Origin of the sequence: Acidianus manzaensis (assembly GCF_002116695.1) — an archaeon.
Taxonomy (GTDB): Archaea; Thermoproteota; Thermoprotei_A; order Sulfolobales; family Sulfolobaceae; genus Acidianus; species Acidianus manzaensis.
The window spans coordinates 1,965,951-1,985,392 of the sequence record NZ_CP020477.1 but is presented as its reverse complement, the minus strand read 5'-3'; the positions used below and the strand labels follow the sequence as shown (position 1 = coordinate 1,985,392).

Here is a 19,442-nt window from a genome sequence, read left to right as displayed (position 1 = left end):
TTGCACATGAGCAGAGCTGCAACAAAATGGTCTTGCGATATATGTAAAAACACAATTTATTGGGACGAATTATTTACATTTACTACTAAGAAAACAGTAGTTCACTACACATGTTTTAGAGAAAAGGCATTAAAATCAGCTAAAGTAGACGAGAATCAATTAAAAGCAGTTTTAGATTCATTAGAAGATGAGTTAAAAATGATAACAGTTTACAAACAGAGGTTAAATGCAATTACTAATGAAGAGATTAAAAAAATTATGGATCAAGCAGAGAAGGATGCCGAGAAAAACTCAGCAATGCTCACAAGAGCAGTTGAAAAAATATCAGGAGTTCTTGAATAAATATATTCTTTTTTAATTTTAATTTCTATCATGATAAATACATAAGAATATTATGCCATACATTTTAATATTTCTTTAGACGAAAAGAAGGTAAAATAAATGATGAATGTTTCTCTAGTTTCATTTACAAAAGATGGAGAAAAAGTAGTAGCTATTGCTTCTAAGATGAGCAGGAGCAGAAAAGGATGGAAGCATCATGAAGAAACAATGACAGAAGAAGAAATAGAAACATGGATAAAAGACGCGATAATTCATGGATATTGGTCTCCTCTTGAGCATTCTTCATACACTTTTTCTATCGAAGGTATTTCTAGAGTAGCTTCTCATCAGCTTGTAAGACACAGAATAGCATCTTACACGCAGATGAGCCATAGATTTGCAAAACCAGTTGACGAGTATTATCAGCCTGTTATTCCTCCTTCAATTCAAAAGAGGGATAAAGAAGAATTAGAGAAAGCTTACAAAGATGCATATGATAGTTATTTTAAGCTATTAGAGAAAGGGATCCCAGAGGAAGATTCAAGATACGTTTTGCCTAACGGAGTAAATACCAACATAGTTGTAACTATGAACGCTAGAGAGCTTTACAACTTTTTTGGACTTCGCTTATGTTCCAGAGCTCAATGGGAAATTCGTGCCATAGCATGGAAAATGTTAGAAGAAGTTAGAAAGGTTCATCCGCATCTCTTCAAATACGTTGGACCAAATTGTATCATACATGAGAATTTTATTAGAAATGAACCAATCTCGCTAGAAGAACTTAGTGAAAAATCTGAATTCATATCACAGCGTTGTATAGAAGGAGTTCCAAGGGATGGAATATACAAATGCATACAAAATTCCAAAAGTATATTAGAAAGCATAAAGTAAGTACGTTTTTTATATTGTATATTATTGTATAAGCATTATAAGTAAGTTGAACTTCTATTAAGAAAAATATTTAACCCTAACTATGCTTTTAGTTTATGTAATGTCATTAGTACAGCCTTTAGTGGCAATTGGTTTACCAGCAATATTAGTTTTAATTGTAGGTTATGGTGGATACAAACTACTATCATTAATAGTTCCTCATGATCCTACGCCTCTAAAGGTAAGTAGATTTGAAGCTGGTAATATTCCTTCTGGGGAAGGAAGACTATGGTTTCCTCTTCAGTACTATGGATATCTATTAATTTACGTAACTATAGAGCCTATTCTTGTTCTACTATTTACCATAGCATCAGCACCTATTCTTCATAATTTTATATTATTTAGAAATTTGGCATTTATTTTATTTTCATTTATTATTTTAGTTTATCCTGTAATTTATTACGCCATAAGTCAAATAAATGTACTACTAAACTGGGAGTTGAGAAGATGACCCAAAGATTAATAGATCAAATAATTTCCGAATTACAGAAGAATAAATTCGTAGCTAAGGCTGAAAGTGATAATAGAGGCTATGTAGAAGTAAATAGGGATCAAATAACTGATGTAGCAACTACTCTTAAAAATCTTGGTTTTGATCACGTTAAATCAGTTACTGGAATTGATTTTCCAGATCAACATAAAATTCAGATAATTTATCATATTTCATCTTATGAAAATCTAGAATTAGCTAAAATAATATTCGCAATAAGAACTTACGTTACTTACGAGGATCCAAAAATAAAGAGTTTAACTGGGATTTGGGACAGTGCCTGGACTGGAGAGAGAGAAACTTATGAGATGCTAGGAGTTGTATTTGATGGACACCCAGATCTTAAGAGATTATTCTTGCCTGAAGACTTCGAGGGAGTTTATCCATTAAGAAAAGATTTTAAAATAAAATTGGAGGGGTTATTTGTTGACAAGTCCTGAACAATATGGTATGGAAGTAGACGTAGTCCCCATAGAAGGAGGAGAATTAAACGTTGGCCCTCAGCATCCAGGATCTGGACACATGAGAATTTTGGTAAAATTGAATGGAGACATAGTAGAATCATGCGATTTAGATGTAGGATATGTACATAGAGCTGTTGAGAAACTAGGAGAAAATAGGAATTATATGCATTTAATTCCCTTAGTTGAAAGACCAGCAATATTAGATTCTATACATATGAATATGGGTTATGTAATGGCTGTCGAAAAAATAATAAATGTTGACGTTCCCGAAAGAGCACTATATTTAAGGAGCTTTGCTGCTGAAATAAATAGAATAGCTAGCCATCTATATGGTTTAGGTATTCTAGGTATATTTATAGGGCATTCTACTGCTTTTATGTGGGGGTTTGGAGATAGAGAAGTATGGGTTCAAATTCTTGAAGCTTTAACTGGAGCTAGAGTAACGAATTCTTATATTATACCTGGAGGAGTTAGACGAGACCTTACTCCAACTATAATAGAAATGACGCAAAAAGCTATAACTTATACTAGGAAAAAAATAGAGGATTGGAGAAAAATATTCGTAAAGAATCCAACTATTATAGATAGATTACAGAATGTTGGAGTTATGAATAAAGAACAAGCAATTTCTTGGGGAGCAGTAGGTCCAAATTTAAGAGCATCTGGTGTGTATTATGACGTTAGAAAAGTAGAGCCATATGCTGCATATTCCAGGTTAGACTTTGATATTCCAGTCTATAAAGAAGGAGACGGATATGCTAGGACACTAGTTAGATTCGAAGAAATGGAACAAAGCATGAGAATTCTAGAGCAAATTATAAAAGATATTCCTGCTGGTCCAATTCTTTCAGAAAGATTCCTAAGACAAATTCCTCCTATAAGAATGAAAAAATGGGTCCAAGGACAAGGAAGAATAGTTTTGCCAGGATATTATGCATCATTCAGACCACCTAGAGGTGAGGCAGTAACTAGAGTAGAGGCAGGAAGAGGAGAACTCTTATATTATGTAGTTAGTGATGGGTCACCTAAACCTTATAGATTGAGAATGATTACTCCATCTTACAGACTAATTAATGTATTCAAGAATTTATGTAAAGGAGCTAGATATGCGGATGTAGTATCTATATATGGTAGTTTAGATTATTTTCCACCAGAGGCGGATAGATGATGGATATTCTATGGTTATTAAGATTTTATTTCTTCTATCCCTCATTTTTTGTAGTAATTATATTTCCAGGATTAATATTTACTGGAATTTTATTACTAACTACTATATGGTTTGAAAGAAAAGCTGCAGCAAAAGTTCAGATGAGAATAGGTCCTTATTATGCGTCTAAAAAGTTAGGAGGCTATCTACAACTAGTTGCTGATGCTCTGAAATTTGTATTTTCTGAAATTATAATACCTAATGATGTAAATCCTACTTTATTTGTTCTAGCTCCTATACTATTACTTATGGTATCAATATTACCTCTGACTGTAATTCCATTTTCTATTATTCCAAAATCTGGCTCTATATTTTCATTATATTTCCATGATTTCTTTGATCCTAGTATTAATGAAGGAGTTTTGGCTGGATTTTTTGTGCAATATAACTTAGTTTTAGTTCTAGCAATGGAAGCTATATATCCTATATTTGTAGTATTCTTAGCGTGGGTTACGAATAATAGGTTTGCAATAGTAGGTGCGGTTAGAGAAACTTATTTGTCAGTTAGCTATGATACTCTTATTTTAATAGCCACTTTATCTTTAGCTGTAGAATATCATACATTAGATATTGCCAAAATAGTTGAAAGTGGTATACCTGGCATAATAGCTGATCCTTTTGCAGCATTTGTATTTTTCGTTGGAATGCTAATAGGTAGTTCTAGATTCCCATTCGATATTGTTGAAGCTGAAACAGAAGTAGTTATAGGTCCATATACCGAATATAGTGGATTTTTATTTGTTTTAAACATGGCTGGTTCATATGTAGGTACTTTCATTTATTCTTTGATCTTTGCTGACATATTTTTAGGTGGTTGGCTTCCATTCGCTGGATTTCCAGGAGCTGTTCTTACTGCAGTAAAAGCTGTAATTATTGTATTCTTTTCTGTATTTTTAAGAAGTGTGTATGGTAGATATAGGATTGATCAAGCTTTAAGGGGTAGTTGGAAATACTTATTTCCACTAGCCCTAATTTCATTAGTTGTAGGAATGGTGGTGGGTTACTTATGGATATAAAAGAATATAAAAAAGAAAATCCGTTTAGACTATTCGCAGATCATTTAGAAGCTATAACTACCGGATTAAAGTATATGGTTAAGCCAAAGACTATAACATTAAAATATCCAGAAGAGTCTTTAACTCTTCCGCAAGGCTATAGGGGCTTAATAAGATTGTATAAAGACGTTTGCATAGGATGTACTCTATGTGCTATGATATGCCCTGCTGATGCAATGAAAATGATGACAGAAGGGGGTAAGAAGCTTCCTACAATAAATTATGGTAGATGTGTGTTCTGTGGTTTCTGTGTAGATATTTGTCCAGTTGATGCATTAAAGGAAACTGGCGTTCATGATGTAGCGTTCTCAAATAGAAGAGATTTAGTATTTGATCCAGATAAATTCAATAAAAATTTTGATACAGTACCAGAAGATAAGGTAGTGAAAAAAGTAAGAACTGTAATAGACGAGAAAAAGGGAATAAAATATGAATCTGAGTCTTGACTTAATACTATTTTTAATTTTTTCTGTAATATCTATTTCATCAGCTATATTTATTGTATCTTCCAAGAATGTTTTTTATTCTGCAATAACTCTAGCGTTCTTAGGAATTAGTATAGCAGTTCTGATAACCTTAATTGCTCCAGCTAGTTATGGAATATACTCTGCTTTTCATTTATTATTATATGTAGGAGCTACTGTTGTATTTTTATCCGTATCCTTAGTAATGTTTAAAGGATTAAGTGTAAGGCAGATTAATATTCCTTGGGCATCTTTTGTTGCAATAATTGCCACTGGTGCAATATTTACAGTTGTTGTACTTTCTTTGACTACAATACAAGTTTCTGTGCCTAAGCCTTTAGATTTGCAACAATTAGCTGAAACTATATTATCCGAATACTGGTTTCCAGCAATAGTCTTGGTTATAGGTCTATTGACTACGTTAATAGAAGCAATTACTCTATCTAGGAGGGATTAAGATGATATTAGGAGAGTTTGGTATATCTTTATCAATTATTTTAATAGGAATAGGAATATACGGATTATTAAATAGCAGGAATATAATAAGAATATTATTGTCATCGGAGATTATTTTGAATTCAGCTATTTTATTTGTTTTTTCATTATCTGATCTCTTAGGTCTTGTGTATCAGCCTGTTATTTTTTCGATATTTGCTATTGGAATGGCTTTAATAGAAGTAGTTGTAGCTTTTGCTTCAATTATCTTATATTATAGAAATAATGGTTCTCTAGAGGTGAAATAAAAGTATGTTATCTTTATTAATTTTAATTATATCTTTCTTAATTGCTTCTGTTGTTTTTTTCCAAAAAAATAAGAATATAGCTTTTTCATTATCTATAATAGCTATAGCTATAAATGGATATTTCCTATTGAGGAGAGGATTATTCTATACTTTTTATGTTGGTACTGATGTAGGAAGCTTCGGATTCACTGTAAATGATTTAAATTACGCTTTCCTAATTATAATTCTTGCTGTAACTATAGTTACAACAGTATACTCTCTAAGGTATATGGAAGAAAAATTTAGAGAAAGTGGAAATAGTAATTGGGGATTATATTTTGCTCTTTATACTATGTTCTCATTAGCTATGATATATGCTGTTTTATCTACAAACTTGCTAGAAATTTACGTGTTTTTAGAAGTTTCTTTAGTTACATCTTTTCTACTTATACTACTTTATGGATATGGAGATAGGAGGAGAATAAGCTTATTATATTTTATTTGGACTCATGTAGGCACAGTACTATTGCTATCTTCGATTATTTTAATTGGTCTAGAAACAAAAACTATGGATGTTTATGTCTCGTATGGAATAACCCGTGAGATTTCATCTATTATACCTTTCTCTATTCTCATTTTCGTTTTAGGAATAATTGGGATGATGGTAAAAGGTGCGCAAGCCGGATTCAATATATGGTTACCATATGCTCATGGAGAAGCACCAACACCAATTTCAGTTTTATTAAGTCCTAATCTAGTAGGATTAGGAATTTACGTTATAATTCTCTACTACTATCTTTTCCCTAGTTTTTCATACATTTCTGGGATATTTATAGGATGGGCAATAATAACGATGTTATATGGAGGAATTAATGCATTTGCACAAAAAGACTTCAAGAGATTCTTAGCATATTCTACAGTTTCTCAAATGGGTTATATGCTACTTGCAGCTTCTATAGGTTATATTCTAGGACTAGGAGATAATGTAAATACTTTATCAATTGGTGTATTAGCTTCAGTATTGATATACGCTTCTCACGGATTAGGTAAAGGTTTACTTTTCATGAGTGCAGGAGCTTCAATAACAGAACTACACGAAAGAAACATTGATAATCTTGGTGGACTTTATTTATCATCTCCATTGCATTCTACTTTATCATTCTTTGGTTTGCTAAATATCTTGGGATTACCTCCTACTATAGGGTTTATTAGTGAAGTACTATTGGTATTCTCATTAGGCGATTTACTCAAATTTACTGCGATTACATATTTTGTTTTAGCACTATTGGGTGTGACAATTGGTATTGGGTTATCTAGTGGATATATGGGTTATTTATTTAAGAAAGTATATGGTGGTAAGAAGGAGAATAAGAATATTGATAATGTAATAGAATATACTCTTCCAATGGCTATCTTAAGTGTAGTTAGTGTCATCTTTTTCTTCTATCCAAATATATTATCTATATCAGTTAATAATTTCATAACTATAATAAATCCATCATTTAATGTATATTATCTCTTCCTTATAGTTATTTTACCTGCGATAGGGTCTTTAATTGCTTTAATATCAACTAAATCCTTAAATCAAGATGTAAGAGGTTCAATAGTAGTAGCATTAATAGGTATTTCAATGATATTATCAATATACAATCTAATTAATACGTTAACAGTATCTCATCCTAATTTCTTTGTACCATCATATGAGGGAACAGTATTTACTTATTTCACCTTTAGTTCTTCAGTTCTTCAAGCTATATTAGCAGTATTTGTTTCTAGTTTGTCTTTCTTCATTGCATTGTATAGTATTGGATATATGAAAGAAGATAAAGTGTTAAGAAGGTATTGGGGATTCTTTGGATTTTTCGTTACATCAATGTTAGCAGTAGTATTATCAGATAATATATTGTTGTTCTTAGCAGGATGGGAAGGAACTAGCCTAGCTTCGTATGGATTAATTAGTTATTGGTTAGATGATAACGAGAAAAACGTTGTAGGAGATTTCAAAAGATATGTTTTAGGTATAGAGTATCTATCTAAACCTACAACTAGCGGAATTAGAGCATTAATATTTACCAGAATTGCTGATGTAGCAATGATATCTATCTTAGGTTATTTACTTTACTTAACTACTACTTCTTACTTTAATGGAATATCTCTGATATATCCTATTATAGGAAGTTCAATGCCAAGTATGTTTACTGAATTATCTTCATTGTTAGTATTACCATTCTCAGCCTTAGTCCTTGTTTTTCTATATTTAGGAGGTCTATCTAAAAGTGCTCAATTTCCATTTACTCAATGGTTGGTCACTGCAATGACTGGTCCTACGCCAGTTAGTGCGTTAATACATGCGGCAACTATGGTTAATTTAGGTGCTATGTTTACATTTCTAACATTTCCTTATTTAATTCAGACATACTCTTCTAATTTGATACCATTTTTGGAATTTTTAATAGGAATTTCTACTTTTACTGCCTTATATACTAGCATTAATGCATTAGTTTCAAATGAACAAAAAGTTATATTAGCTAATTCTACTGCAGATCAAATAAGTTTAATGATATTATCATCTTCATTAGGAGGAATTTTAGCGTTATTTTTACATAATTTTGCTTTTGTATACATAGGAATTGTTATAGGATTGATTCAAATGATTGCACATGGAATATATAAAGCAACTCTATTCATGAATGCTGGATCTATAATACATTATACTGAGAGTAGATATGTAGGAAGTTTTCCTAATCTGTACAAGAAGTTAAAGGCAATATTTGTACTTCAATTATTTGCAGCTTTAAATTTGGCAAATATACCAATATTCATAGGGTTCTGGGCACACTCTTTTATATCATATTTAACTTCATCATATAATTTTGATTTTGATTTGCTTTATGTTGGTTTGGAATTCTTAGGTGCAGTATATATAACTAGGTATATCGCGAGAGTATTTTTCTATGGTAAAGGTGAAAAAGAGGAAGAAGGGCATGTTTCACCTATTATGTTAGTTTCACCATCTATACTGATGATAGCCAGTATTGTATTAGCAGTATTTATATCAGATTTAGCAGTATTTTTCACAAATAATTTCTCTGTACCTAGTAGTATTTTTATGTATAACGGTATAGAGCTTATAGCATCTTTGGTAGGTATATTTATAGGATTCTTACTTTATACTACTGAATTTAATTTGAATGCAATAATTCCATTAATTAATTTCTTCTACTATGGATGGTATGTATATCCAATATTTGACCTATTAGGTAGATATGGTATGGTATTTAATAATATAATATTCAAGAAAGTAGAGTCTGAGACTATAGATAATTCGTTGAATCAAAGATTGCCTTCTGGAATAATAAAGTATGGCCAGAATATGTTCTCTAGAATACAAAGTGGCATATTGAGGGATTATATAGGTTATTTTGTTGGAGGTGTTGTATTATTGTTAGTTATTCTTATACTATTATTTGCAACTGGGTGATATAAAATGATATTAGATTATTTACCAATATTAGTTCCTTCTGTTCTTTTACTTTTTTCTTCTATATCAGTTTTATTTATAAAAAAATACTCTATAGCATTTTATTTAATGTTAACTATAAGTATAGTTTCATTAATAAGTCTAATATTAACTTGGATATTTGGATATATCAATTATGCGCTATTCTCTAAATCACTATATATTGATGATACTGGCTACCTATTTTCGATGATAGCAATAGTAGGTACTATTATAGTACTAATAGGTGGTAAAAGTCACATAGAAGGATGGCCTACAAGAAGTTCAATGTTATCTTTGATGTCTTTATCTACGCTAGGCATAATATATTTATCGTTTGCATATAATATTTTAATAATTTTAGGCGGTTGGGGAATAGCCTCAGCAGCTTCTTACGTAATAGCGATGCTTAAGAAAGATTATAATTCTGTAAATGCTGGCATGAAATATCTTATAATGGGGTTGATATCCTCATCTTTTATGATTTTAGGATTTGCATTCTATATTGTTTCTACTCAGACGTTATATTTGGATTATGGTACAATATATTATCCATATTTGTTTATAACAGGGATTGCGTTTTTATCAGTAGCATTTCTATTTAAAATTGGAGCTTTTCCATTCCAAGGATGGTTACCCGATGTGTATACTAACGCAGATAGAGAATCAGTAGCTTTTGTGTCTAGCGTAGGAAAACTTTTGGGTATAATTCCATTAATTAGATTATTTATTTTTGGAGATCCTTCACAATTAGTTACTACTCTAATGATAGTATTATTTTCAACTATCTCCATATTAAGCATGACTATAGGAAACATTATAGCATTTTCAAGAAAGGAATTATCGTCAATACTATCCTTTAGTAGCATTTCGCAAATGGGATTTATTCTCATAGGATTTGTAGCGTTAGAAGTTAATACAACAATTGCAGAAGCTGGATTAATAGTGCAGTCATTAGCTTATATTATAGCTCAGGCAGGATTATTTAATTTTGTAAATCATGTAGAAAAAACTTCAGGTACTTCAAGGTTTGAAGGATTAGAAGGTTTAGCTAAGAATGATAAGGGATTAGCTGCAGCATCATCAATTTTACTTTTAAGTTTGTTAGGTATTCCTCCAATAATAGGATTCTGGGGAAAATTATTCTTGTTTGAATCAGTTTATCAGTTTCCTTGGCTTATAATTATTGCAGTAGTAAATAGCGCAATATCAGCAGGATATTATATCCCTGTAATAAGGGAAATGTTCAAAGATGGAGAATTTTCATTTATACAGAGTGATGAAAGAGGTAGTGTTATATTGTCTGCGATTTTAAGTATAGCTGTTGGTATAATATCACCCTTAATTTTGGTGATAATATGATAAGAGTAGCGTTAGTAGGAATAGGAAATTCAGCTTCAGCATTAGTTCAAGCTTTAGAAGAGGTTAAAAGAGGAATAGAAATACCTGGAATATTAAATCTCTCTATAAAACCAGAAGATATAGAAATAGTTACAGCTATTGATGTAGATAAAAGAAAAGTTGGAAAGAAACTTTCAGAAGCTATATTTTCTAAACCTAATGTAGTTGAAAAATATACAGAAGTTAATTCTGATATTATAGTATTAAGAGGGCCTACTTTAGATGGCATAGACGATCATTTATCTAAAATAATTGAAGAATCAGATGAAAAGCCAATAGATGTTTACGATACATTAAGAGAAAATAATGTAGATGTAGTGCTTAATCTTCTTCCAGTAGGAGCTGAAAAAGCTAGTATATTTTATGCTAATGAGTCTCTTAGAGCAAACTCGTCTTTTATCAATGCAACTCCTACGAACGTTACTGAGGTTTTAGGTAGTAAATATCAAGATATGAATATACCGATATTTGGGGATGATTTAATTAGCCAAATAGGAGGTACAATCTTACACTCAGGCATTATAGAATTCTTACAAAAAAGAGGCGTAAAAGTAATAAGATCTTATCAAATTGACATAGCAGGTAATACTGAAACTTTTGCTACCTTAGAGGATTCCAAAAAAGATCTAAAAAAGAAAATTAAATCCTCGTATATTTCTCAAAGGACTAATGATTCAGAAATAGTAGCAGGTACTTCAGACTATGTAGAATTTCTTGGAGATAGAAGAGTTAGTTACATGGTCATTGAAGGAGAATATTCTTTAGGATCTAAAGTTAGAATAGACATCTCTATGAAGACTTTAGACTCAACCAATGCTGTACAACCATTAATAGATTTAATTAGATTAGCTAAAATAGCCAAAGATAAAGGAATAGGCGGACCAATACCACAAGTATGCGGGTATTATTTTAAGAATACAACTAAAAGATATAATAACTTAGATGAAGCAAAAGAAGAACTTATGAAATTCTTAGACATGATGAAGTAAAAGTGGATCAGAATGATGAAGAACCGTGTGAGAGCTGAGATTACTATTTAAGTTTTAAATAAGTATTTTATATATGTGAATGTTAAATATTTTAGATTTAGATTATTTTTAATTTATTTTGGTATTATATATTTAATTATACCTAAATAGAAAAATAGATAAAGTAGAGATATTTAATTAAACTTTCTAGAATTAAGGAAAATACAATACTGTATATACTTTCATTTATTACAAACTATTCAATCTTTTTACAATAAAGAACAACTAAATTATCTTCCAAACGAATAATTCCATCATTTTATTATTTTAATATAGTTGAAAATATCTTATAAGTCTTTCATATATAGTGTGAAATATAATTTTTGATAAAGACGGAATTCGTTTTAAAGTAGCTAATTATGGACTAAAATTGTTTCGCTTAGTGACGAAGTAAAGATATCACTATTTTTCGATAATATGGAATTATCAATGTTATATTTCAATTTAATGTATTTTTTGTTAACTTTTAACGCGTTAACAAAGCTTATAAATCGTTTTTTGTTAACCGTAAATTTAGGGCGAAAATGAAGGATAAAAAGAAGACTTATACGTTTGGTGATATCATCATACGTCAAGTTAGAAGTCGGTATTATGTCTATAAATTGGAAACGATAAACGGTGAGATAAAGGAACATTACGTCGGTCCCTTAATTGACATCGTTGAAACTTACGAAAAATTGAAATTGGGGGTCAAAGGGGGTGTTCCCCCTTTAGCGGGCCCGCCGGGATTTGAACCCGGGACCACAGGCTCCGAAGGCCTGCGCTCTATCCTGGCTGAGCTACGGGTCCAAACTATTTAGTATAATTATTACTAATAAAGGAAACCTTAATGTTTAAAGAGTATTTCGCATAAGTTATACTTATGGCTAAGCAAATTACTCTCTTTGATTTTTCATTGCCTTCTAATGAAAATACTAAGAATAATACTAAGCCTAAAGAAGAAGAGGTAGAATTATCTGATGTTAAAAAACCTAAGGAAATAGTATGGATGAAGGAAGCTAAAGAAGGGAGAACTTATTATTTGTTATCAGCGGATTATGATGGAAAAAAAGGAAAGGCTTTGTTAAAATTATATGATCCCGAAACTGGTGAGTCTGCTGTATATTATGATCAAACTGGTCACAAATCATATTTTCTTGTTGATCTTACTCCGGAACAAGTTAGGAAAATTCCTAAAATAATAAGGGATCCATCTTTTGATCATTTAGAAGTAGTTAGTAAGATTGACCCGTACACTGGTAAGCCTATTTCTTTGACTAAGATTGTAGTAAAAGATCCTTTAGCTGTGAGGAGAATGAGGGAACATGTACCTAAAGCTTATGAGGCTCATATTAAGTATTTTAATAATTATATCTATGATTTGCAATTAATTCCTGGAATGCCTTATAAGTTAAATCATGGTAAGCTTGAGCAAGTTAATCTTAATGTTGATATTGAGGAAGTTAAGAAAGCTTTTGCGGATTCTGACGAACTAACAAAAGAAATGGCTATTCAGTGGGCTCCACTATTTGAAGCTGATATTCCGGCTGTAAAGAGAGTTGCTATAGATATAGAAGTTTATACACCCGTGAAGGGAAGAGTTCCAGATCCATATAAAGCTGAGTTTCCAGTAATAAGTATATCTTTAGCAGGAAATGATGGTTTAAAAAAGGTTTTAGTGCTTAAAAGAGAAGATGTTTCTCAAGGTTCTGTTAATAATGATGGAATTTCTGTAGAATATTTTGAAACTGAAGGAAAGTTGCTTGAAAGATTTTTTGAAATTATCAAGAATTATCCTCTTATGCTTACGTTTAACGGTGATGATTTTGATATTCCATATATTTATTACAGGTCTTTAAAGCTAGGTTATTTCCCCGAAGAAATTCCATTTGAGATTGGAAGTAGGGAGACAAAGTTTTTGTGTGGATTTCATGTTGATTTGTACAGGTTTTTCTTTAATAAGGCAGTTAGAAATTATGCTTTTGGTGGAAAATATAGCGAATACAATTTAGATGCTGTAGCTTCTGCATTGTTGGGAATGTCAAAAGTAAAAGTAGATTCTATGATTAGTGATTTGGACATTTCTAAGTTGATTCAATATAATTTTAGAGATTCTGAAATTACATTAAGGTTAACTACATTTAATAATGATTTAACGTGGAAGTTAATTATTTTGTTCGCTAGAATTTCTAAGTTAGGAATTGAAGAGATGACTAGAACTGAGATATCGGCCTGGGTTAAGAATCTATATTACTGGGAGCATAGAAAGAGGAATTGGCTTATTCCTCTTAAAGAAGAAATTTTAGAGAGGTCTTCTAAATTAAGGACTGCTGCTACTATAAAAGGTAAAGGATATAAAGGTGCTGTTGTTATTGATCCTCCAGTAGGAGTATTCTTTAATGTTACTGTGCTAGATTTTGCTTCTCTGTATCCTTCTGTTATAAGAAATTGGAATTTAAGTTACGAGACAGTTGATGTAGGAAACTGTAAAAAAATTTATGAAATTAAGGATGAAACTGGAGAAAAATTGCATGAAGTCTGTATGGATAAACCTGGTATAACTGCAGTAATAACTGGATTATTAAGAGATTTTAGAGTAAAAATTTACAAGAAAAAATCTAAGCAAAAGGATATTGATGAAGATCGTAAGATGATGTATAATGTTGTTCAAAGCGGTATGAAAGTGTTCATTAATGCTACATATGGTGTGTTCGGGGCTGAGACTTTCCCATTATATGCTCCTGCTGTAGCTGAAAGTGTTACAGCTTTAGGGAGGTATGTTATTACTAATACTGTTAAAAGAGCTAGAGAATTAGGTATGAGAGTTTTATATGGTGATACTGATTCTTTATTTCTTTATCAACCTACTCAAGCTCAATTAAACGAAATTGTAAAATGGGTTAAAGACAATTTTAAGTTGGACTTAGAATTAGATAAGAGTTATAGATTTATTGCATTTTCAGGATTAAAGAAAAACTATTTTGGTGTCTTCACTGACTCTACTGTAGATATAAAAGGTATGCTAGCTAAGAAAAGAAATACTCCTGAGTTTCTAAAGGAAGCTTTCAAAGAAGTAAAAGATCTAATGATAAATATTAATTCTCCTTCAGATTTAGAAGAAGCTAAGAAAGAAATTGCAAACAAAGTAAAAGAAGTATATAATAAACTGAAAAACAAGGAATATAATTTAGACGATGTGGCATTCAAAGTGATGTTATCTAGGGATCTAGAATCTTACGAGAAAACTACTCCACAACATGTCAAGGCCGCAATGCAATTAAAGGCTTTAGGCATTCAAACTCTACCTAGAGATATAATACTTTTTGTAAAAGTAAAAAGTAAAGAAGGCGTTAAGCCAGTTCAATTAGCTAAAATAACAGAAATTGATGTAGACAAGTACTATGAAGCCGTAAAAAGTACTTTTGAGCAGTTATTGAAATCTTTAGGAATTAGTTGGGACGAAATTGCATCTACTATATCCATAGATTCATTTTTTAAATAAAATAATAATTTCAACTCTATATTCAAAAACTTATTTTTTATATAATAAAATGATAGGGAGATAGTAAAGTAATATAATTAGGATGAAATTTTTGTTTTTATTGAAGTATTTTCTATTCTTCTTCAGATTCTTCGTCTGATTCATCTGATGATGTTTCTTTTTTATTTTCTGACGTTACATCAGCAGCATAAGCGTTTATATCTTTTTTAATTTCATCATTGATATAATATGTTATAACATATACTTTTCTATCTTGGAAATCTTCTTCTTGCCAGATATTATCATAGCTAACAATATAAATTGGTATTTTAAGTATTGCAACTGATTTTTCTTTTGCGGCCAATAAATTTTTTACTTCTTCGTAAAAGCTAGGTTTTAATGGTAATGGAACTCTAGCTTCTTGAGAATCTTTCATAATTATGAAGTCTGAAGTTAGGTCATTCCACTCTTTTAATGCTTCTGTTGCAGTAGCTCTAACTACATCTCCTAAATTTCCATCTACTATTTTTTCAGAGGTTATTTTTCCACTTTCGCTTTTAAGAACAAGAATCTTCATTTATGCTCACCTATAATATAGAGATATACAATGTGATTCATATTTCCATCTTCGACTTTTATTACTTCTTTTGGTGTCCATCCTCTCATTTCGAATTCATGGGATACTACTCTAGTTCCTGGTTTAAGTTCTGCCTCTAATTTTGGTTTTAACATTTCATTAACGTTAGTTAGCAAAAACATTGTTATTACTGTAGCTTCTGAGAGATTTGCATCAAAAAAGTTTCCTTTTTCGACTGATACTTTTCCTTCTACTCCATTTTTCTTTATATTTTCCATTGTTTCTTTTAATCTATCATCATTTATGTCAATGCATATTGCTTTTTTTGCGTTAAAGTCTTTTGCTGCTGCAATAACTATTCTTCCGTCTCCACAGCCCAAATCATAAACTACATCTTCTGGTCCTGTTTTTGCTATTTCTAACATTTTTCTTACTACTTTTTCTGGTGTAGGCACGTATGGTACATGTGGTACGTAACTCACTTTTATCACTTCAAATAATGTTTTATGATACTAAGCTTTTAATTTTATTAAGAGCTTCTTTTTTACCTTGTTCAGGATCTGCTTTTAAATCTGAACCTAATGGCATTTGAGTAAGTATCGGATAAATTCTTCCATCTTCTAATTGTATAAATAGTTGAGGTAGCCATGACATACCAAATTCGTCTTTTTCGCCATATTCAGACAAAAAAGTATAATCTTCGTTTTTAATCTCTTTTTCTACTCCTAATTCCTTTGATATTTGTTCTGTGATATTTAAAAACGCTTTATTCATTGGATGGCTTTCTGAAGTAACAAGGATTACTTTTTTAGCTTTCATATTAATCTCATTTGAATCTTAGGGAACTAGTTAAAAACAGTAGTGGTGCATATGATTACCAGACTAAGGAAGGAGAGTAAGAAGATTTTAACGCCTATAGCTAATTCTTTAGTAAACCTAGGTTTAAATGCCAATAGTATAACTATTGGTGGTTTAATATTAGCTTTCATTTATTTTGGAGTTATGTTTATATTTAGAAATCCTATATATGGAATTATATTATTAATATTGTCTAGTTTTTCTGACGCTCTAGATGGTGAGGTTGCTAGGGTTTCAGGCAAGGCTGGAAGTAGAGGGGCGTTTTTAGATTCTTCTCTAGATAGAATTGAGGATATATTATTTCTATCAGTATTTAGTTTCTATTTTGAATCATATCTTGTGGGAATATTAATAGGGTTATCTTTAGTAATTCCTTACTTAAGAGCTAGAGCTGAGGCTTTAGGTATAAAAGCAGAAGGAAAAGGAATTATTGAAAGAGGAGAGAGGATAATATTTGTCTTAATTATACTTTTATTATTATTAATAAATGTGAATATAGCAGAATATGTATTTTATATTTTCATTATTTTATCTGCTGTAACTGTTATCCAAAGATTTTACTTAGTAATGTCTAACTTTCCAAAATAAAGTTCTAATGGATTTTTTACACCACAATTCGATACACATAAGTTCATTTTTTTCATTATGTCACAAGAATATACTATATATTTACTTTTCCTATTTCCACTAAGTTTATTTATTATATCTTCTGGGGTTGCTATTCCATTATTTTTTAGAAATGTTGAAATGGAATCAGTACTTGCTCCTATATCTATCATGTAGGTAGAGATTATTTTTAATTCTTCTATGCTTTTATTTTGTTTATGCATTATTGCCTCAATACAAGGTGGTGTGGTTTTTCTTTTTAAAAATATTAAGTCTTTTATGGACTCTGGTATTTCGCTTAATGATATAGGCCTTATTAAGTTAGTTATATATTCATAAATTTGTTCTCTAATTAGTAGTTTTAATGTATTTTTATTCAAGTAAACGTAGCCTTTATCCAGAATCTGCATAGATAGTGACATATATTGATTATCTTTAAAATTTTTAGTAGCTTTTAGATAATCTATGAAATGAATTCTATAACAAAGGCTTATTTTTCTTCCCTTCTGTATGTGATAACTTATTTCCTTTTTTTCTACATTTATTTTGAGAAAATTTAAGATAGTGTCGAATACGTCATCCGGTTCCTTAGAAATCTCTTCAGAAAATAATTTAGCCTCTTTCCTTACTACTTTTCCAATTATTTTTTTATCTCCTAAAATTGATAATATTATTAGTTCTGAGTAAAAAACTAAGTAAGGAAACGAATATGTTCTGAAATCTTGTATATCTTCGTCTTTCAAAATTTTATTTATTCTGTCTTTCGCATCTTTTAGTGGTGTACTATTTTCTGATAGCATGTCATAGATAGTTATATTTTTATCTATTATGTCACTTAATTTTTTCATAAATGGATATTTATTGTAGTCTATACTAGTCAATTTTTCCACTATATAACTTAGATATAAGACTTTTATGTGATTTGACCCACTCCACACCCTAAAGGGTGAGGATTCTGCTAGGGTCTAAAGCGTTACACCCCTTTACGGGTGCTACTCCGTTATGAAATACAAAGAAGGAAAATGGTTTCTTAATCTGCCTAGGTATCTCCTTTATTACTCTCTTCATAATGTTTAACGCTCCATTAAGATCTGAATGCAGTGTATGACCAAAACTACAGCTTATTACTCCTCTTGGTTTTCTCATAACTTCAACGTCATGGTACGCACAATATCTAGACGTATTATACTCAACTACTTTGTACACTTTGATGCCATATTCAATGAGTTTTTGTGAAAGAACTTCAAACAACTTTCTGTAGCTCCACATATTTACTGTAAACTTATTCCCCTTATCTTGAGCAATCTCATAAGGATAGCCAATATAGACTTCTGAAACACCAAGTTCATAAAGTGCTTTTGCTAAATGTGATGCTAGAGTTCTGTACAAGTGTAGCAAACGAGAGTATAACTTCTTAAATGACCTTCTCTTCTCTCTGTTTAATTCTTCATAAGCTTCAGCCTCACCAATATTCTTTATCTTATCTGCAAGTGATTGCACTTCAGCAATCTTCTTTTGAAAATAGAAGTAGTCCTCTTTTGCCCTAGTTCCGCGATATAATAACCAAGTGCCATCATCAACTACAACACTAGCTAACATGTTAATTCCGAGGTCAATTGATGCTTTCTTGTTACTTTTAGGTGTTGCTATGGTTATTTTATCTCTCTTTCCTTTTACAATGTATTTTGATGGTTTGCCAGTTCTTGCTAAATAAACGCCAACTTCTACTGGTATATTTGCGTACCAGGCGTTTTTCAGTTCGTCGTAAATTATCTCTAATCTTCCTTGTTTTCCACTCCATCTAAGTTTGCCAGCGAACTCAAGTTCCATGCTAAAATCTTTTAAAATGATTTTGTTTTCGTGTACTTCGTATCTGTCTTGTCTAATTACTAGTATCTCTTTTCTTTTTCCGTCACTCTTCCAATAGCCTGGTGGTGTTGCTTTTTCACCTTGTTTTATTAGTGAGAAGAAGGATGACCATGCTTCATTGTTTTTCTGAATAATAGTTTGTGCGTTAACTTTGAGAATGCTCTTGTATTTTTCGTAGTATTTCTTGTATGTTTCTTTGAAGTTTACTTTCTTTTCTTTAAAGTATTGTTGTCTTCTTTCGTAGTTTAGTTCGTTCCATAGTTTTGCTGAAGTGTTAGCTAGTTTGTGTAGTTTTCTGTTTTGAAAACCGTTTACTAAAAGCCTGATAACGTTTGTTTTTATGTTGGGTACTTCTACTGGTATTGCAGGAGTGAGTGTCGGCTCCTGCCCCTCATTCTTTCTAAGTTGACCAGCAGAGGTACCCATTAAGAAAAGAGGGGATTTTTGGTTTAAAAGTCTTTTTTACTCCGCCTTAAAAAGGCGAGGTTTGT

The 19,442-nt window shown here is 31.1% G+C and carries 19 protein-coding genes, 1 tRNA gene and 1 pseudogene; 15 read left to right on the top strand and 6 right to left on the bottom strand.

Annotation, left to right across the window (positions count from 1 at the left end; all coding sequences use genetic code 11):
- The first annotated feature begins 6 nt into the window (after positions 1-6).
- From B6F84_RS10115 to B6F84_RS10055, 13 genes and pseudogenes are all read left to right on the top strand, one after another.
- Positions 7-342, top strand: coding sequence for a DUF2175 domain-containing protein (locus B6F84_RS10115; RefSeq protein WP_148692126.1), 336 nt, complete (start codon positions 7-9; stop codon positions 340-342).
- A 99-nt stretch (positions 343-441) separates the two neighbouring features.
- Positions 442-1,212, top strand: coding sequence for an FAD-dependent thymidylate synthase (gene thyX / locus B6F84_RS10110; RefSeq protein WP_148692125.1), 771 nt, complete (start codon positions 442-444; stop codon positions 1,210-1,212).
- Positions 1,213-1,312: 100 nt separating this feature from the next.
- Entirely contained in the window at positions 1,313-1,702 is a 390-nt protein-coding gene (locus tag B6F84_RS10105) for an NADH dehydrogenase subunit 3 (protein WP_148692124.1), read from the top strand.
- A complete protein-coding gene (locus B6F84_RS10100) occupies positions 1,699-2,181 on the top strand; it encodes an NADH-quinone oxidoreductase subunit C (RefSeq protein WP_148692123.1) in 483 nt (160 codons plus the stop codon). The genes B6F84_RS10105 and B6F84_RS10100 overlap by 4 nt, the downstream gene beginning before the upstream one ends.
- A gap of 10 nt (positions 2,182-2,191) precedes the next feature.
- A complete protein-coding gene (locus tag B6F84_RS10095; protein WP_148692898.1) occupies positions 2,192-3,373 on the top strand; it encodes an NADH-quinone oxidoreductase subunit D in 1,182 nt (393 codons plus the stop codon).
- Positions 3,373-4,428, top strand: coding sequence for an NADH-quinone oxidoreductase subunit NuoH (gene nuoH, locus B6F84_RS10090; RefSeq protein WP_148692897.1), 1,056 nt, complete (start codon positions 3,373-3,375; stop codon positions 4,426-4,428). The genes B6F84_RS10095 and nuoH overlap by 1 nt, the downstream gene beginning before the upstream one ends.
- Positions 4,419-4,913 carry an NADH-quinone oxidoreductase subunit NuoI gene (nuoI, locus tag B6F84_RS10085; RefSeq protein ID WP_148692122.1) on the top strand — a complete coding sequence of 165 codons (495 nt, stop codon included), beginning with the start codon at positions 4,419-4,421 and terminating at the stop codon, positions 4,911-4,913. Before nuoH ends, nuoI begins: the two co-directional genes overlap by 10 nt.
- Positions 4,897-5,388: an NADH-quinone oxidoreductase subunit J family protein gene (locus B6F84_RS10080; protein WP_148692121.1), complete on the top strand. Its 492-nt coding sequence runs from the start codon at positions 4,897-4,899 to the stop codon at positions 5,386-5,388. Before nuoI ends, B6F84_RS10080 begins: the two co-directional genes overlap by 17 nt.
- 1 nt (position 5,389) lies before the next feature.
- On the top strand, positions 5,390-5,674 hold the full coding sequence (locus tag B6F84_RS10075) for an NADH-quinone oxidoreductase subunit NuoK (protein WP_148692120.1): 285 nt from the start codon (positions 5,390-5,392) through the stop codon (positions 5,672-5,674).
- Positions 5,675-5,678: 4 nt separating this feature from the next.
- Positions 5,679-9,134, top strand: coding sequence for a proton-conducting transporter transmembrane domain-containing protein (locus B6F84_RS10070; protein ID WP_148692119.1), 3,456 nt, complete (start codon positions 5,679-5,681; stop codon positions 9,132-9,134).
- A 6-nt stretch (positions 9,135-9,140) separates the two neighbouring features.
- The gene (nuoN, locus tag B6F84_RS10065) at positions 9,141-10,514 is read left to right on the top strand and encodes an NADH-quinone oxidoreductase subunit NuoN (RefSeq protein ID WP_148692118.1); all 1,374 of its coding nucleotides are present in this window, start codon (positions 9,141-9,143) and stop codon (positions 10,512-10,514) included.
- On the top strand, positions 10,511-11,542 hold the full coding sequence (locus B6F84_RS10060; RefSeq protein WP_148692117.1) for an inositol-3-phosphate synthase: 1,032 nt from the start codon (positions 10,511-10,513) through the stop codon (positions 11,540-11,542). Before nuoN ends, B6F84_RS10060 begins: the two co-directional genes overlap by 4 nt.
- A gap of 563 nt (positions 11,543-12,105) precedes the next feature.
- Positions 12,106-12,267: pseudogene (locus tag B6F84_RS10055) on the top strand (putative integrase); the annotation flags it as partial.
- 28 nt (positions 12,268-12,295) lie between these two features.
- On the opposite strand, the gene B6F84_RS10050 reads toward B6F84_RS10055, so the two are convergent.
- Positions 12,296-12,370 (bottom strand) — tRNA-Arg (locus tag B6F84_RS10050).
- 73 nt (positions 12,371-12,443) lie between these two features.
- On the opposite strand from B6F84_RS10050, the gene B6F84_RS10045 reads away from it, so the two are divergent.
- Positions 12,444-15,062 (top strand): DNA-directed DNA polymerase I, encoded by a 2,619-nt coding sequence (locus tag B6F84_RS10045; protein ID WP_148692116.1) that lies wholly within the window; start codon positions 12,444-12,446, stop codon positions 15,060-15,062.
- 112 nt (positions 15,063-15,174) lie between these two features.
- Here the strand turns inward: B6F84_RS10045 and B6F84_RS10040 are convergent, their stop codons facing one another.
- Genes B6F84_RS10040 through B6F84_RS10030 form a run of 3 tightly spaced genes read right to left on the bottom strand, consistent with a single transcriptional unit; the run spans position 15,175 to position 16,437 of the window.
- Entirely contained in the window at positions 15,175-15,618 is a 444-nt protein-coding gene (locus tag B6F84_RS10040) for a DUF2286 domain-containing protein (RefSeq protein ID WP_148692115.1), read from the bottom strand.
- Positions 15,615-16,100, bottom strand: a complete 486-nt coding sequence (locus B6F84_RS10035; RefSeq protein WP_148692114.1) for a protein-lysine N-methyltransferase — start codon at positions 16,098-16,100, stop codon at positions 15,615-15,617. Before B6F84_RS10035 ends, B6F84_RS10040 begins: the two co-directional genes overlap by 4 nt.
- Positions 16,101-16,122: 22 nt before the next feature.
- Positions 16,123-16,437, bottom strand: coding sequence for a hypothetical protein (locus tag B6F84_RS10030; RefSeq protein WP_148692113.1), 315 nt, complete (start codon positions 16,435-16,437; stop codon positions 16,123-16,125).
- Between the two features lie 42 nt (positions 16,438-16,479).
- On the opposite strand from B6F84_RS10030, the gene pgsA reads away from it, so the two are divergent.
- Complete coding sequence (gene pgsA, locus B6F84_RS10025) at positions 16,480-17,064, top strand: archaetidylinositol phosphate synthase (RefSeq protein ID WP_187152679.1); 585 nt, start codon at positions 16,480-16,482, stop codon at positions 17,062-17,064.
- Here the strand turns inward: pgsA and B6F84_RS10020 are convergent.
- Both B6F84_RS10020 and B6F84_RS10015 read right to left on the bottom strand, forming a co-directional pair.
- Positions 17,034-17,963 carry a DNA primase regulatory subunit PriL gene (locus B6F84_RS10020; protein ID WP_148692111.1) on the bottom strand — a complete coding sequence of 310 codons (930 nt, stop codon included), beginning with the start codon at positions 17,961-17,963 and terminating at the stop codon, positions 17,034-17,036. The two genes, pgsA and B6F84_RS10020, sit on opposite strands and share 31 nt — an antisense overlap.
- Positions 17,964-18,021: 58 nt before the next feature.
- Positions 18,022-19,377: an RNA-guided endonuclease InsQ/TnpB family protein gene (locus B6F84_RS10015; protein ID WP_148692110.1), complete on the bottom strand. Its 1,356-nt coding sequence runs from the start codon at positions 19,375-19,377 to the stop codon at positions 18,022-18,024.
- Positions 19,378-19,442: the final 65 nt, after the last annotated feature.